Origin of the sequence: Ferrovum sp. JA12 (genome assembly GCF_001431705.1) — a bacterium.
Classification (GTDB): domain Bacteria; phylum Pseudomonadota; class Gammaproteobacteria; order Burkholderiales; family Ferrovaceae; genus PN-J185.
In genome coordinates, this window is sequence record NZ_LJWX01000001.1 from 755,930 (window position 1) to 770,865 (window position 14,936).

19 protein-coding genes and 1 pseudogene are annotated in these 14,936 nt (G+C 45.7%); 16 read left to right on the plus strand and 4 right to left on the minus strand.

Annotated elements, in window-relative coordinates; all coding sequences use genetic code 11:
- Positions 1–38: 38 nt before the first annotated feature.
- Positions 39–1,274: an aspartate kinase gene (locus FERRO_RS04020; protein WP_056929555.1), complete on the minus strand. Its 1,236-nt coding sequence runs from the start codon at positions 1,272–1,274 to the stop codon at positions 39–41.
- 130 nt (positions 1,275–1,404) lie between these two features.
- Between FERRO_RS04020 and FERRO_RS04025 the strand changes: the two genes are divergently transcribed.
- Entirely contained in the window at positions 1,405–2,268 is an 864-nt protein-coding gene (locus tag FERRO_RS04025; protein WP_056929556.1) for a radical SAM protein, read from the plus strand.
- A 547-nt stretch (positions 2,269–2,815) separates the two neighbouring features.
- On the opposite strand, the gene tnpA is transcribed toward FERRO_RS04025, so the two are convergent.
- Positions 2,816–3,418 carry an IS200/IS605 family transposase gene (gene tnpA, locus FERRO_RS10105; protein WP_152975693.1) on the minus strand — a complete coding sequence of 201 codons (603 nt, stop codon included), beginning with the start codon at positions 3,416–3,418 and terminating at the stop codon, positions 2,816–2,818.
- A gap of 44 nt (positions 3,419–3,462) precedes the next feature.
- Between tnpA and FERRO_RS10640 the strand changes: the two genes are divergently transcribed.
- Positions 3,463–3,639, plus strand: coding sequence for a transposase (locus FERRO_RS10640; RefSeq protein WP_446718615.1), 177 nt, complete (start codon positions 3,463–3,465; stop codon positions 3,637–3,639).
- 235 nt (positions 3,640–3,874) lie between these two features.
- Positions 3,875–4,252 (plus strand): annotated as a pseudogene (locus FERRO_RS10645) (zinc ribbon domain-containing protein); the annotation flags it as partial.
- A 130-nt stretch (positions 4,253–4,382) separates the two neighbouring features.
- Here FERRO_RS10645 and FERRO_RS04035 read toward each other — a convergent pair.
- Positions 4,383–5,354 carry a LysR family transcriptional regulator gene (locus tag FERRO_RS04035; protein ID WP_056929557.1) on the minus strand — a complete coding sequence of 324 codons (972 nt, stop codon included), beginning with the start codon at positions 5,352–5,354 and terminating at the stop codon, positions 4,383–4,385.
- Positions 5,355–5,665: 311 nt separating this feature from the next.
- On the opposite strand from FERRO_RS04035, the gene FERRO_RS04040 reads away from it, so the two are divergent.
- Together FERRO_RS04040 and FERRO_RS04045 are read left to right on the plus strand one after the other, a co-directional pair.
- Complete coding sequence (locus FERRO_RS04040; protein WP_056929558.1) at positions 5,666–7,087, plus strand: form I ribulose bisphosphate carboxylase large subunit; 1,422 nt, start codon at positions 5,666–5,668, stop codon at positions 7,085–7,087.
- Positions 7,088–7,167: 80 nt separating this feature from the next.
- Positions 7,168–7,500: a ribulose bisphosphate carboxylase small subunit gene (locus tag FERRO_RS04045; RefSeq protein WP_056929559.1), complete on the plus strand. Its 333-nt coding sequence runs from the start codon at positions 7,168–7,170 to the stop codon at positions 7,498–7,500.
- 112 nt (positions 7,501–7,612) lie between these two features.
- Here FERRO_RS04045 and FERRO_RS10165 read toward each other — a convergent pair whose 3' ends face one another.
- Positions 7,613–7,903, minus strand: coding sequence for a hypothetical protein (locus FERRO_RS10165; RefSeq protein ID WP_160318095.1), 291 nt, complete (start codon positions 7,901–7,903; stop codon positions 7,613–7,615).
- Between the two features lie 112 nt (positions 7,904–8,015).
- Between FERRO_RS10165 and FERRO_RS04050 the strand changes: the two genes are divergently transcribed.
- The 11 genes from FERRO_RS04050 to FERRO_RS04100 all read left to right on the plus strand — a co-directional run bounded on the left by FERRO_RS04050 (position 8,016) and on the right by FERRO_RS04100 (position 14,912).
- Positions 8,016–9,509: a CsoS2 family carboxysome shell protein gene (locus tag FERRO_RS04050; RefSeq protein ID WP_160318096.1), complete on the plus strand. Its 1,494-nt coding sequence runs from the start codon at positions 8,016–8,018 to the stop codon at positions 9,507–9,509.
- A gap of 49 nt (positions 9,510–9,558) precedes the next feature.
- The gene (locus FERRO_RS04055; RefSeq protein ID WP_056929561.1) at positions 9,559–11,145 is read left to right on the plus strand and encodes a carboxysome shell carbonic anhydrase; all 1,587 of its coding nucleotides are present in this window, start codon (positions 9,559–9,561) and stop codon (positions 11,143–11,145) included.
- Between the two features lie 20 nt (positions 11,146–11,165).
- Entirely contained in the window at positions 11,166–11,417 is a 252-nt protein-coding gene (locus FERRO_RS04060) for a carboxysome peptide A (protein ID WP_056929562.1), read from the plus strand.
- 1 nt (position 11,418) lies between these two features.
- A complete protein-coding gene (locus FERRO_RS04065) occupies positions 11,419–11,676 on the plus strand; it encodes a carboxysome peptide B (RefSeq protein ID WP_056929563.1) in 258 nt (85 codons plus the stop codon).
- Positions 11,677–11,708: 32 nt separating this feature from the next.
- The gene (locus FERRO_RS04070; protein ID WP_056929564.1) at positions 11,709–12,005 is read left to right on the plus strand and encodes a BMC domain-containing protein; all 297 of its coding nucleotides are present in this window, start codon (positions 11,709–11,711) and stop codon (positions 12,003–12,005) included.
- A 47-nt stretch (positions 12,006–12,052) separates the two neighbouring features.
- A complete protein-coding gene (locus FERRO_RS04075; RefSeq protein WP_056929565.1) occupies positions 12,053–12,379 on the plus strand; it encodes a BMC domain-containing protein in 327 nt (108 codons plus the stop codon).
- Between the two features lie 32 nt (positions 12,380–12,411).
- A complete protein-coding gene (locus tag FERRO_RS04080) occupies positions 12,412–12,855 on the plus strand; it encodes a ferritin-like domain-containing protein (protein ID WP_056929566.1) in 444 nt (147 codons plus the stop codon).
- Complete coding sequence (locus tag FERRO_RS04085) at positions 12,852–13,130, plus strand: 4a-hydroxytetrahydrobiopterin dehydratase (protein ID WP_056929567.1); 279 nt, start codon at positions 12,852–12,854, stop codon at positions 13,128–13,130. Before FERRO_RS04080 ends, FERRO_RS04085 begins: the two co-directional genes overlap by 4 nt.
- Positions 13,131–13,184: 54 nt before the next feature.
- Complete coding sequence (gene parA, locus FERRO_RS04090; RefSeq protein WP_056929568.1) at positions 13,185–13,820, plus strand: ParA family partition ATPase; 636 nt, start codon at positions 13,185–13,187, stop codon at positions 13,818–13,820.
- Positions 13,811–14,026 carry a hypothetical protein gene (locus tag FERRO_RS04095; RefSeq protein ID WP_056929569.1) on the plus strand — a complete coding sequence of 72 codons (216 nt, stop codon included), beginning with the start codon at positions 13,811–13,813 and terminating at the stop codon, positions 14,024–14,026. The genes parA and FERRO_RS04095 overlap by 10 nt, the downstream gene beginning before the upstream one ends.
- A gap of 85 nt (positions 14,027–14,111) precedes the next feature.
- Positions 14,112–14,912, plus strand: a complete 801-nt coding sequence (locus FERRO_RS04100; RefSeq protein ID WP_056929570.1) for an AAA family ATPase — start codon at positions 14,112–14,114, stop codon at positions 14,910–14,912.
- The last annotated feature ends 24 nt before the right edge of the window (positions 14,913–14,936 follow it).

Genomic DNA, 14,936 nt, shown 5'->3' on the forward strand with positions numbered 1-14,936 from the left:
CACTCGTTAAAGACAATATTCTACCAGAGTATTTCAACTTAAACAGTAACAGAGTTCTCTAGGTTAAATGCTTTGTGCAGAGCACGTACCGCTAATTCCATATATTTCTCATCGATGACCACAGAAATTTTAATTTCTGAAGTGGAAATCATCTGAATGTTAATGCCTTCATCGGAGAGAGTTTTAAACATTAAGCTTGCCACCCCAGCGTGTGAGCGCATGCCAACCCCAACCAGTGATACCTTGCAAATTTTATTATCACCACGAACTTCCCTCGCACCTGTTTGTGGCTTAATAGAGTTATTTAACAAATCTAAGACTTTTTGATAATCATTGCGATGAACCGTAAAAGAGAAGTCTGTGGATCCATCAACCCCGATATTTTGAATGATCATGTCAATATCCACATTGGCAGCTCCCACGGGAGAGAGAATGGCATGAGCCACCCCTGGGCGATCAGGGACGCCTAGTAACGACAATTTGGCTTCGTCACGATTAAAAGCGATGCCAGAAATAATGGGTTGTTCCATAGTATTGTTTTCCTCAAACGTAATTAATGTACCGTCATTGTTATCTTCAAAACTAGAAAGTACTCTGAGTTTAACTTTATATTTCCCAGCAAACTCTACCGAACGAATTTGTAAGACCTTTGAGCCAAGACTGGCCATTTCTAACATTTCTTCAAAGGTGATTGTCTCAAGACGTCGTGCTTCAGGCACAATCCTTGGGTCTGTGGTGTATACCCCATCAACATCCGTGTAGATATGACATTCATCTGCTTTGAGTGCGGCGGCTAGGGCAACACCCGTGGTATCAGACCCACCGCGCCCAAGCGTAGTAATACTGCCGTGATCCGTGACTCCTTGGAAACCTGCCACCACCACAACATAACCTGCCTCTAGATCAGCTTTAATTTTCGTGTCATCAATATCAAGAATCCGCGCCTTGGTATGTGCCTCATCAGTGAGAATTTGTACCTGTGACCCTGTATAGCTTTTAGCTTTAATACCCATAGCAATTAAAGCCATAGCGGTCATGCCAATTGTCACTTGCTCACCGGTGGATACCATGACATCTAATTCACGTGGATCAGGAAAGTCCTGAAGTTCTTTGGCAAGTTTAATTAACCGATCGGTTTCACCACTCATAGCAGATACTACTACCACGATCTGATGACCTTGTTTGACAAACCGGGCGACGCGTTCTGCGACTTTTTTGATGCGTTCAGGGTTCGCAACGGATGTTCCACCATATTTTTGAACTATAAGTGCCATGATTTCAGTGTCGTCTAATACAAAAAACTCTATTTTACATCATTCGATAGCTGTGGTGGATGGTTTGCGATAAAGTGGTGGTCGATGGCATGATAATTCCTTAATGACCCTATTATTGACTTAAAACTTAATGACTCAGACTGAAAAACATCTTACATTTGAAGACCATAACCGTGACGTAACAGGAATGACCTATGTTTATCCTGTTGTATCAAGACGCTCGGAAGGGGTCTCAATTGGCATTAATTTAAATACTAATAGTGCCTGTAATTGGGCTTGTGTATATTGCCAAGTACCTAATCTTCAGCGTGGGAAAGCTCCTTTGACCGATCTTTCGTTATTACGACAAGAGTTGTTTACTATGTTGGATCAAGTGGTTAATGGCGATTTTATGGCGCGTTTTGTGGACCCTGAGTTAAGGCGTTTAAATGATATTGCTTTTTCAGGGAACGGCGAACCCACCTCAGCAAAACTCTTTCCAGAGGCTGTGGCTATTGCCGAGGAGGCTTTGGCTTTCTATGGACTAACTCAGCAGGTCAAAATCGTGGTGATTACCAATGGAAGTTTTAGTCACCAACCGAGAGTTCAAAGAGCTTTTCAGTCAATGGCGAAGAAGGGCTTGGCAGAAATATGGTTTAAATGTGACCGCGGAGATAAGGAGGATATTTTAAGGATAAATCAAGTTAATCTTGATCCTGAACTGATGGTGACACGCTTAACTCAGGTGGCTACCTTATGCCCAACCTGGATTCAAACTTGTATGGTCAGTTGGGATACACTACCCCCCTCTGAGAGAGAGATAACCAGTTGGTTAAACATACTTGAGAAAGCCCTTCAGCACTCTCTGCCCCTTAAGGGAGTTCTACTCTATAGCCTTGCTCGACCATCTTACCAGCCAGATGCTTCGCGTATAGGTAGGTTAAGTGAAGAATGGCTCAATCAGTTGGCGAAACGGGTTGAACTGCTAGGCTTGAAGGTAAAAGTGACTCCTTAGGATAAGGATTTTGCTCAGAGGATGCTGTTAGCAATAAATAGAATTGTTCAATTTTGTGGCGAATAAGTTATCCGTTTTTGTTTGACAGTTTTTTTCTATCAACAAAGCACAGCGGACTCACGCTACTCTCTCGGTTAACGCCAGCTGTTTAACGTAACGTTCATAGTGCTCACTTAAGATGTGATCTAGGTCACCGGCTTACCCTGCAATCAAGGCATTACCCTAATCTGTAGCATAATGAATCAACCCATGATTGAATGGTGGTAAATAAGAGGGTAGTGAGATAGCAGTTCTTAGGCTCTATATCAGTGATGCTATGTCAGTCCAATTCTCGTGGTAAGCGTTGTTGATGGGGACAACACACCCCTCAGAACGTCCCCCAGCCCTAATCGATTTTATCCGGGCCGCCAAGATCTAAAAAGAGAATTTTCAGCTCTATTTTATATCTAGTTGTCTATAAAAGTCACTAATGGTTCGCCTTTCTTATTTAAAGTAACGTATGTCAGTATTTAGAGTTTCTACATACATAGATGTCCATGTTGCCAGCTTACTCAGGGGATTGCTGTTGCTCAATATATTCAAGAATGATGGCAATCAGTGCTCCGCTGCAAGAACCTGAAAAACACGAGGACAACCACAATACCCTCCCCATGGTTTTTCGTGGACACAGGGATAGTGCCTTTTTGCGAATCATTCGACTGGACACCCTTTTGAGACTGTTCGTCAGAATTGATAGCGCCAGTTTGGGCAGATAGTTTATTAGGAGACAAGCATCATCCTGCTCGCCGTCGAATTCCATCAGATCCGCCTCAAGGTCGGCACAGACAACGGCGAAGATACCGCGCAGGTCATTAATCATTTTGATATGTATAAGTGGCTTTCTGTCTGGAAAAAAGAATCTGATATCTTGTGACCCAAGGAAGCCCCTTGCCGGTGATATCAAATCGTGCTGAAAGACTTGGTGCGAACCTACAAAAACTTTTTCGAGAAACGTGGCTACTGTCCGACCGTCAAAAAGAAGGGCGTCAGCAGTAGTTTTTGTTTCCCTCAAGGTTGCGAACTCAATACTGGTAATAGCCGCAACCGGCTTACTAAGCTGGGCTGGATCGCTACCGAAAGAGTGCGCTGTCGAAGGGGTGATCAAAAACATTACCGTATTTTGTATTGCTGGCAAAGCGTAAGGTTAAACAGCCGGTGCATCCGTCCACGTCCATTGTTGGACTTGATGCAGGCATTACGCTGTTTGCTACGCTCTCCGATGGCACAATGTGTGAGCCGGTCAATGCCTTCCGCAAGAATGCTGTAAAGCTGGGGAAATATCAGCGTTATTTGAGTCGCAAAATAAAGTTCAGTAGCAACTGGAAAAAATAGAAACCAAGAACATCACGATTATATCAATGGGTAGCCCATACCCGGGACGAGTTTCTCCACCAGACTTCTATCTTCATCAGCAACCACCACATGATGATTGTTATTGAAGACTTGAAAGTCACGACCATGAGCATGTCGGTAACAGGCACGATTGAAGCATCAGGGTGAAGCGTTAAAGCCTAAGTTCGGACTGAACAAGTCGATTCTCGATTAGGGTTAGGACGAATTTCGCCGCCAGTTGGAAAGCAAGCAGAGTTGGCGTGGTGGCGATATCCTTGTCAATGATCCACGCACTACTAGTCGGACATGTCCGGCTACTGACCATGTATCCGCCGAGAATCGCAAATCACCCACCAAGTTTGAATGCGTCGAAAGCGGGTATGTGCAGAACGCAGTCCTTAATGCAGTCATCAATAGGCTAAGGGCTAGGCATACCCGGTTCGCCTACCCAGTGAACGGTGCAGCAAAGCCGTCAGCGACAGGAACTTACCGAAGTTATATATCCCTCCGGGGTAGAAGCAGTAGGAATCCCCTGCCTTTAGGCAGGGGGAGGATGTCAATGGGCAAATCCAATATTGAGAACTGGCAGTTTCTCCTTAAGCTTTCCACTTGATCTATGACCCCTATGATTCTTATCTCTAATAATTAGCGAAACAAAATCATTTACATGAAGGTCGAGCCACGTGCGGAAGACAACAGCGCTGATCTAGTAAATATTTTATTAATCATTATTTATACGTCTTCTATAATTTTTCTTTATTCTTCTTTTTTAGGGTACTTTTAATATTAGTTTTCGGATACGGTATATTAGCCCCATGCAAATGATTGGCTTCTAGCAGATATTCCATAAACACTCTAGTAGAAGGAGCAAGATGTTTACCCGCCGGATAAACCATATACCACTTACGCTTAAGCGGAAAACCTTTCACATCAAGCACAACCAGTTCGCCGGTTGATAATTCGGCGTGTATCGTGCTAGCGCTCAGTACGGCAATACCAAGTCCCCCTACAACAACTTGTTTAACGGCTTCATTGCTGCCGAGTTCCATGCGCATTTTGAGTGGAACTCCGTGATGTTCAAAAAAGTTTTCGGTTGCAAGCCTTGTACCCGATCCTGATTCGCGCAAAATAAATGGAAGGCCTTTTAAACGGGTAGGTGGGATATTCTTTTCATGTGCCAAGGGGTGTGTAGGGCTAGCGATTATAACGAGAGAATTGTCAGCAAATGATTCTGATATCACATTTATATTTTCAGGTGGTTGACCAAGAATATAAATGTCGTCCTGGTTGCGGGCTATCCGTTTCAGTAACTCCTCACGGTTTCCCATAAACAAGGCAGCATCGATGCCAGGATGCTTTGTACAGAAGCTCCCCAATAGTCTCGGGATGAAATATTTCGCCGTAGCGAGCGTGGCAAGTTTAAGGCTACCTTTTTCCAGTCCTTGAAGTGCAGCCAATTCCTGACCAAGTTGCTCCAAACGCTCTAATACGTCTCGACAGGCAGCCCAAGCCACATCCCCTGTGGGAGTTAATGATATTTTTTTGCCGATCTGTTCAAACAGTGGCTGGCCGATCACATCAGCAAGTTGCTTTACCTGTATGGAAAGTGCAGGCGGTGTCAAATGTAACTCTTCGGCAGCACGCGCAAAACTCAGATGTCGTGCAACGGCATCAAAGATTTTTAGCTGATGTAGGGTTGCGTGAAGTATAGACATAACTGATATTAAACTTTAGTTAATGGTGAAAGGAAATAAATTTATTTTTTATTAATTAAAAACTTAAATCACAATTCATTCCAACTGTTGGGTAAGAAACATTTTTAGCCTGTGGTTAAACAAATTATGGCCAAGTATCTCAGTTAGATTACCAAAAAACCAACCAGTTATTAAGTTAATAACAGTTAATCATAACAATTAAAATATTTAACTTTTAGTAATCATTTATCTATTCCACAATGAAGCCAATCCGTCGGAACATGTATGACGGTTTAATACGCTTTTTTACAATAGCACCAGGAGAGAAAAACATGGCCGCAAAAAAATATGAGGCAGGTGTTAAGGAATATCGGCAGACGTACTGGATGCCAGAATACACCCCTTTGGATTCGGATATCTTGGCATGCTTCAAGATTACTCCACAGGCGGGGGTCGATCGTGAAGAGGCTGCAGCGGCTGTTGCAGCTGAATCTTCGACAGGTACCTGGACCACGGTGTGGACCGATTTGTTGACCGATTTGGACTATTACAAGGGACGCGCATATCGCATTGAGGACGTACCGGGCGATGACAACTGCTTTTATGCATTTGTAGCTTATCCAATCGACTTGTTCGAAGAAGGTTCCGTGGTAAACGTGTTTACTTCGCTTGTGGGTAACGTGTTCGGTTTCAAAGCGATTCGTGCCTTGCGTCTCGAAGACGTGCGTTTTCCTCTGCATTATGTAAAAACCTGTGGTGGCCCACCACACGGTATTCAGGTAGAGCGCGACAGGATGAATAAATATGGCCGCCCCATGTTAGGTTGTACGATTAAACCCAAGTTGGGTCTATCAGCCAAGAACTATGGTCGTGCAGTTTATGAGTGTCTGCGTGGTGGCCTGGACTTTACTAAGGATGATGAAAACGTTAATAGTCAACCGTTTATGCGCTGGCGTGACCGGTTCTTATTTGTGCAGGATGCCACACTGACTGCGCAGGCTGAAACTGGCGAACGTAAGGGACACTACCTTAATGTAACAGCACCGACCTGCGAAATGATGCTTGAACGTGCTGAATTTGCAAAGGAGATTGGCGCACCAATAATTATGCACGATTACATCACTGGTGGATTCACAGCTAATACAAGTTTGGCCAACTGGTGCCGTAAGAACGGTATTTTGCTTCATATACACCGCGCGATGCACGCTGTACTCGACCGTAACCCACACCACGGTATTCACTTTCGCGTATTGACCAAGATTCTACGTCTGTCCGGTGGTGATCACCTGCACTCAGGGACAGTCGTTGGCAAGCTAGAAGGTGACCGCGCCGCAACACTTGGCTGGATAGATTTGATGCGCGAATCCTTCATACCCGAGGATCGTTCACGCGGCATCATGTTTGATCAGGATTGGGGTTCAATGCCAGGAGTAATGCCAGTAGCTTCTGGTGGTATTCACGTGTGGCACATGCCGGCACTTGTCAACATCTTTGGTGATGACTCAGTCTTACAGTTTGGTGGTGGTACATTGGGTCACCCATGGGGTAACGCAGCTGGAGCTGCGGCCAATCGGGTGGCACTTGAAGCTTGTGTGGAAGCGCGCAATGAAGGCAAAGATATTGAGCGTCAAGGTAAGGAAATTCTAAACAATGCCGCCAAGTCTAGCCCTGAACTCAAAATAGCAATGGAAACATGGAAAGAAATCAAGTTCGAATTTGATACGGTAGACAAGTTGGACGTGGTTAACCGTTAAACATACTTTGACAGAAGTTTATAAAACTATTGCGGATTGCGGCCAAAAGGCTGACGCCGCTTACTAGAAAGGAATAAGAAATGGCTGAAATACATGATTATGTCTCCACACCCAAATACGAAACCTTTTCGTACTTACCACCGCTGACACCGGAAAAAATTCGTAATCAGATCAGTTACCTGATCAAGCAAGGCTGGAATCCTGGAATTGAGCACGTAGAACCAGCTCGTGCCGATGCTTATTTCTGGTACATGTGGAAACTGCCAATGTTTGGTGAGCAATCGGTTGATGTGGTTCTTGCTGAATTGGAAGCATGTCACCGAGCACACCCGAATAACCACGTACGATTGATCGGTTTTGATAACTATTCGCAAAGCCAAGGAACTTCCTTTGTGGTGTTTCGCGGAAGGTGAACAGTGAAACTGCCTCGTTTGGATCGGATTCAGCCACAGCATATAAATTAAAAAAACATTTGTGAATATACTTTGCGGCAAAAGAAGAAAAGCGGCAAAGATAAAAACAAGGTTATTCAGAAAATGCTTTTTGCGCTGGATAGAGCAAGTCTGGCGAAAGTAATGAATGATTACGGAAGGATGAGAGCATGAGCAATTTAACGGTAAACAGTAAATCTGATACGGCCAGTTCGACATTAGATAGCGCATCAGGTAAGGCCTTATCACGGGCAAGACGTGAAGCAATGTCACGCGGTGGAAAAACAGCGCTTGGGCAGATTAAAACGTCGTCAAGCGTAATGACAACGGCAAGCTCTCTTCCGGCAATCAGCACCGTACACAAACCAGTTGAAACGATAACCATACCTCCAGTAACAGAAATTGCATCAATAACTGAAACGGCTGGTGGACTTAAAAACGCAGAGGGTAAAGCAGAGTCTGAGCACGAAGAAGCTATTGATGAGCTCTGTTCAATTGTGACGGAGGAACCTAGTTCAATTGTGGGTCAAGTTGCTTCAGCAGTCCGCAAACTGTGCCAGGAGCGGCGTCGCGCACTTTCTAATCAGGGAAAAAAAGCCGTGAAAGTGATGGATATGAAAGTTGCAGCCAATGAAAAATTGACAGGCCGTGCTGCTGCCCGTGCACGCCGCGTTGATTTATGTAAGAACGGACGCGGCAATGATCCTGTTTGCCGTCCTTCCGGTCGCCTACGCCCGGATACGACAGCAAACAAAGTTGAGTTTGGCACGACATTGAGTGGCACCACCGTCAGCGGTTCACAGCTGGAGCGTAACAATAAAATAACCGGCCTCGAGTCAGGTACTTGTCGCGATATTACCGGTACCGAATATATTGGCGCGGAACAGTATGTTGCATTGTGTTCGTCGACACCTTTTCCACCTCCAGCTAAAGTCGGTGTAGGAATGACAAGCAGAGGACAACGTGTGAGTGGCATCGATAGGGGACGTGCAGATAAAGTAACCGGTACAGAAGTGGCTGCAAATAAGGCCATCACAGGTAACGAATACTTAAGCACCGATAAACTTGAATCAATCATCACCCAGCCTGCACCTCTCAAGGTTGGAATAATGGCTACACGTACCGGATTAGGGGTGAGCGGTACGGAAGTTGGCCGCAGTGTAAAAGTGACCGGTGATGAGCAAGGTAGCTGTTTGGCGATTTCTGGTACGGAGTATACCGGTTCGGACCAATTTGAATCGTTTTGCGATGCGACACAACAAGCTGCCTCACGTGCACTGATAATCAGCCGTGGGGCCCATGCTGGAACTGGCTCAAGAATTGACGGTGGAAACAAAGTGACGGGGGCAGAACGTGGCGAACATATAACATTGAGTGGTACGCCCTACTCAACAAAAAGCCAGAGCGAGCCTCAGTCCGTTGTGAATAATAATCCGCATCCATTGGCCCGTGGCCCTGCAAATGTACCCCATGTAGAAATGCCTGAGGAGCGGTCTCCTGTTGTTGCACAAAGGACTTTCAGCATTATTACTCCGGCGCGAAGCAGTCAGAAAAGTTGTGTAAATAAAATTAGCGGTACAGCATATGGCGCGATTGGACGAATCACTGGACCGGTTAATTTGGCAGCTGGTCTGGTTTCAGGTACGCCCGAGTTTCGTTATCAGGATGGTTCGACACCAATTATGTCGTCAATGAACCCTACACCAATAGATTCGGTTTCTGCACGCAATCGTTTGACGGGTGATGGTCGAGAGGGAGGGGTTGCAATTACTGGCGCCGCATGGAGGCGCAATGAAAGCATAACCGGTACAGAAGGTGCATTTTCCCAACGTAATCAGACTATGCGCGGAGAGCCTCGCAAACCGATGATCAGCGCTACACAATTTAAGGAACGTGAACGTCCCGATTTGCCAGTTAGCAAAGTCACCGGTAGCAGTGGTAGTGATGCCAAAGGTTCTGCCATTACATATTCCGGCGGGGCACGAGGTTGATAAGTCATAACAGAGAGTGTATAGGCACACAAACAGATAACAGGCTGAGATGAATACGAGAAATCGCCCAGGGCAACGCATAAGCCCACTTCATATAACTACTCGCCCTCCTTATGGTCTGGGTACGCCAGCTGGAGTGTTGCAGGCACGTGCTCAGCGGCAAGTCTTTTCAGCGCATGAACTTTTGCATGATTCTGATGTGTCGGGTAATCCGGCATGTTCAACAGATTCAGGTAGACCGTGTCGTCACCCACTCACCAACGAGTCAGAGAATCAGCAATTATTGGCGCATGAACTGAAGATAAAAAATAGCTTTGATGCCATTGTGCAGGTGCTAAAACGTATTGCGAGCTTACAGCACGAACCTGATTTTGAACAGCGTGCACAAGTCATAGCACTCGAACAGATGGGCTTTGAATTACCAGCCGACATACTGGCAGATGCTTGGGTCTCTGACTTGGACATGCGGGTTTTGTACGGTGAGAGTGTAATGCGCATGTTGCGTTTGTTGGCAGCGCAGGCTAGGCACAACAATCCACAACAGGATACAGACGAAGCAATGTCATTTTTCCTGGATAGCGGCTATCACGCTGTAGATATTTCACCGTGCTCAGATGGGCGTCTTAAAGGGCTTGTACGCTACATATTGCGTCTGCCAGATGGTGCGGTACATAGTCGCAAATCCTATGCTGGAGCAATGTTTGATGTAGAGGCTAACGTCAAACGCTGGATAGAAACAGAATTGATGCGTTTCCGGGAAGGTCGTCCGGTAACTGCAGATGCAGGTACACGATATCTTAAAGTAGCAGTTTATCACTGGAGCAGTTCCAACCCAAAACAGGAAGGTTGTGCTGCCCATGGCAGCAATGCAGCTGATGCAGCTGAAGCAGCTTTGCAACGATTGAATGAATTTCGTCAGGCAATTGAAAATAGCTTTTGTTGCGGTGCGTCGGTGGACAGTTTGCTGATCGGTGTAGACACAGATACTGACGCTATCAAAGTACATATCCCGGACGCCGACGGACAAATGAGTCTGTACCGGTTTGTCGACAACATAGATTTGTACCGTGCAACTGTAAATGATGATGCCAGCACTGCCAGACTTAAATTGCACCGTGCCATTCTAGAAGCCAGTGCGATCACAGGTTGGGGAGCTGGTAATGGAGAGCCCCATGAAGGTATGCGCAGACTGATTGCTTCACTGTTAATTAACAATCTCTCCCAGATTGAGTATGTATGCAGCAATTGGGGCGGTCGCTATAAGGATATCGGTCATGCAGAACGTTTTATTAATGTAGGTGAGGGATTTGAAGAGTTTCAGATGCGTAATCTCGCTTATCTTGCCCATTTACATACTATTGAAGAAGGGGCACCGGATATGGATGTGGGTATCAAGATTTTTAAGAAGCTAAATATAAAGCATGGTTTACCTATACCGATTGCCATCCATTATCGCTATGACAGCCGGGTGCCAGGATGCAGAGAACGCTCTGCGGACCGCTGCAAACGTATTAGGGAGGCAATTGAAAAGCGTTATTTCGATCTAGCAGAAAAGGGTTTACTGGTGTTTAGCTTGACCGTCCAAGACAAACGTTCTGGCAGCCCTATAGAGTTGGTTGAAGCAATTGCGGCATAACCGATTTTAAGGAGTAAGCAATGAAGATTTGTCAGGTAGAAAAAACTCTGGTTTCAACCAATCGCATAAAAGAGCTGGGGCATCGCCCTTTGCTGGTAGTCAGAGAGAAAATCGGTGGACCACGGCAGGTAGCGGTCGATTCAGTGGGATGTATACCAGGTGACTGGGTAATTTGCGTAGGTTCCTCTGCAGCGCGTGAAGCTGCAGGGAGCAAAGACTTTCCTAGTGATTTGACCATCATCGGCATCATCGATCACTGGTCGGAAGGCTGACATGGAAATCATGCGCGTAGTGTCAGACCTAGTGGCCACCCGTCGTGCGCCGGGACTGATGAATGCATCGTTGAGAGTAGTAGAGGATATGCAAGGAAAACTCAATGTAGCGTGTGACCCGGTCGGGGTACCACCAGGCAAGTGGGTGATAACAACAAGCGGTTCTGCAGCACGTATTGCAACAGGTGATAAGACGACACTGACAGATCTAACAATATGCGGAATTATTGATTTTTGGAATGCCGGTGGCAGTAAATAAGTAGTTTTTTCATGTAATCAAGGAGAGCGGAAATGGCAAACGTAAGTGGAATAGCATTAGGCATGATTGAAACCCGCGGTTTGGTGCCGGCAATTGAAGCGGCGGACGCGATGACGAAGGCGGCGGAAGTTCGTCTGGTCGGTCGTCAATTTGTTGGTGGTGGATATGTCACTGTTCTGGTAAGAGGTGAAACCGGTGCAGTCAACGCAGCGGTGCGTGCTGGTGCTGACGCATGCGAGCGTGTTGGTGATGGCTTGGTAGCAGCGCACATTATAGCTCGCGTGCACTCAGAGGTTGAAAACATCTTGCCCGATACGGTTGCTAAATAATTAAAAATAATTTGAACATATATTTACCAGAGGAAGGAGTACTAAAAATGGCAAACGTAAATGGAGTAGCACTGGGCATGATTGAAACCCGCGGTTTGGTGCCGGCAATTGAAGCGGCGGACGCGATGACGAAGGCGGCGGAAGTTCGTCTGGTCGGTCGTCAATTTGTTGGTGGTGGATATGTCACCGTTCTGGTGAGGGGTGAAACCGGTGCAGTCAACGCAGCGGTGCGTGCTGGTGCTGACGCATGCGAGCGTGTTGGTGATGGCTTGGTAGCAGCGCACATTATAGCTCGCGTGCACTCGGAGGTTGAAAACATCCTGCCCGCTAGCCCTGACTCAGGACGTAGCGGTCTTGACGGCGACTTGACCTAAGCCATATTGACGAATTGAATGAAGGAATTTACATGCAGCCCGACCTAAGATTAAGAGGATATCTGGGACGCGCCCTCAGTCATGAACTAGCGGCAATACAGCAGTATCTGATGCAAGCTAAACTGGTCGGTCTGTGGGGAATGGCTGAAATGAGCGAACGGATTTGCAAGGATGTGCAAGAAGAGTTGATACATGCAGAACGTCTAATGGAGAGAATGCTTGTTTTGGGTATCCCTTCCAATGCCACGCTATTACCACCTGTTCGGACGGGACGTAACGTGGAGGAAATGTGGCAGATCAACCGATTGCTTGAAATTGAAGCCATACATTTATATGAAGAAGCATCACAATATTGCGCACGTATACGTGACACTGAGACGCAGTTATTGTTCGACGAAATCATGCGAGAGGAAATGGGTCATTTAGGTGAGCTTGAAGGTTTACTGTCGACACAACGAAAAGGAAGAAAGGCATGAACTTGATAAAAGAAAACAATACTGTTACCCAATCCGGATCGGAACGCGTGGCAGCGTTTAATCAGCGTTTCGACTTTGGTAGTTATGGCGAGACTCGGCAGTTTCTAGATCAATTAGCCGATCTTTCAAAACGTGAAGACTATTATCCGGATGTCAGTTTTGGAAAAACTTACGTCAATATAAGTATTGATGGTACTGGGCAAACCATACTGCATGAACGCGATTCCTCATTTATCTTGGATATGCAAAAGCTAGCAGGACAGATGCGAAACTAACCATGAGAAAGTAAGGTTGCTTCTCGGTTTTATACTTCTGTTTGGAGAACAGAAATGACTAATCGCATTATTGCTGTTATCAACCAGAAAGGCGGAACCGGCAAAACAACGCTGGCGTTGAATCTCGCTTCGGGTTTATCAAAAACTGGAACTGTTCATTTGGTTGATGCCGACCCACAGCGTTCGATTACGCATTGGGTGAGGATGGGGGGTGGCAGTTCGTGTTTACCAGAAGTTTCTCAGCTGGTCGGTAATCCTATGATAGTACTGGAAAGATTGACATATAGCCATCGTTTTGTAGTTATAGATTGCCCCCCCACAATGCAGGATGAAACAGTTACCACCATTATGCGCATGGCGCATCAGGTGTTGATACCAGTATTACCATCACCGGTGGATTTATGGGCCAGTGTGGATATGATAGCCGCAGTAAACGAAGCAAAAAAACATAATCCTGGCCTTATCGCGCATCTGGTCCTGAACCAGCTAGAGACACGAAATGCGTTGTCACGCGATATGCGCGATGCAGTGGCAGTGTTTAATGTGTCGGTACTGGCTGCATCTATGCAACGACGAGCCGCTTATCGTACTGCCGCGATTGAAGGTCAAAGTGTCTATGGCTTAGGGAAACGCGGTGTGCAGGCGGCAGCAGATATTGATGCAATCATCAAGGAGGTTTTATGTCAGTAAAAAAAACAAATTCAAAACTAGCGCAAGGTGTACGTCAAGTAATGGAACAGGGAAAAACTCTTGATTTAGCTAAGCATAAGGTGGCAGCAAAAACTTCTGAAAGTATGAGCAAACTCACACCTGCGAAAACTAAGATTAAGGACCCGGTCAGAGATAGTGATGCTAACTATGAAATTTTGCATCCGGAACGTATCTGGCCAGACTAGAAGTCTGTTTGGATTTCCTGTTCAGCCGCGTAGTAAATTCGGTAGCAGAAAAAACTAAATCTAGTGTTAATTATCAGGAATAATCATGAGTGTTATTGCCGAGTACAACATCGAAACACAACACTACTATGGTGTAGTAGCTGACGAGATTGACCTATGTGAATCAGATGGTTCTGCGCGCATACCAATGATATTGAAAAGGCTGACTGGATACGGCAGGTCACGTTTTGTAGAGTATATGGGATGGAAACTGCAGGGACCATTGATTATCCTAACCTGTAATGAAGACATGATCCCATCGAATCCAGTTGGTTATTTGCTATTTGATACTTCCCTCACACGCTTTCAGGATGGACCACTGACCGTCGTAGCCAGATTGGGAGAAATTTTCTATCGGGATGAAGTGGCCGAAGCGAGCCAGAACACTACTTTTGTGATACATCCTTTGATCAACGTACGTCGCATATTGCCCCTGGGAAAAAAGGGCAAGCTAATACATGCACATCCGGATTTTTGGTTGCTAAGTGTCTATCACTCCGATTATCAGTCATTAATGAAACATTTTAAACAGTCCTCCAAACAGCGTTTTTGCCCACTTGATGTTAATTATTCGTCAAATGATATCGAGGTAGAAACTGTTGAATACGACACCAAGGTATCTCTGAATGCCACTAATAAACCGCTGTCATTTACCAAGCATGCATGCAAATTAAAGGGACATAGTCTCGAAAAAGGTATCTCTATCCGTATGCTGATTTATGCAGACAAGCTGATTGCAAGTGACATAAATCTGTTATTCGGCCTCGATGTGACACTGGTGCAGCCTATTGATGGTGAGCTGGATAGGCGGGATGCGCTAGATGTTGTAACTAACACTTTCTTTTAACACAAAAAATGAACAGTTAGCCTC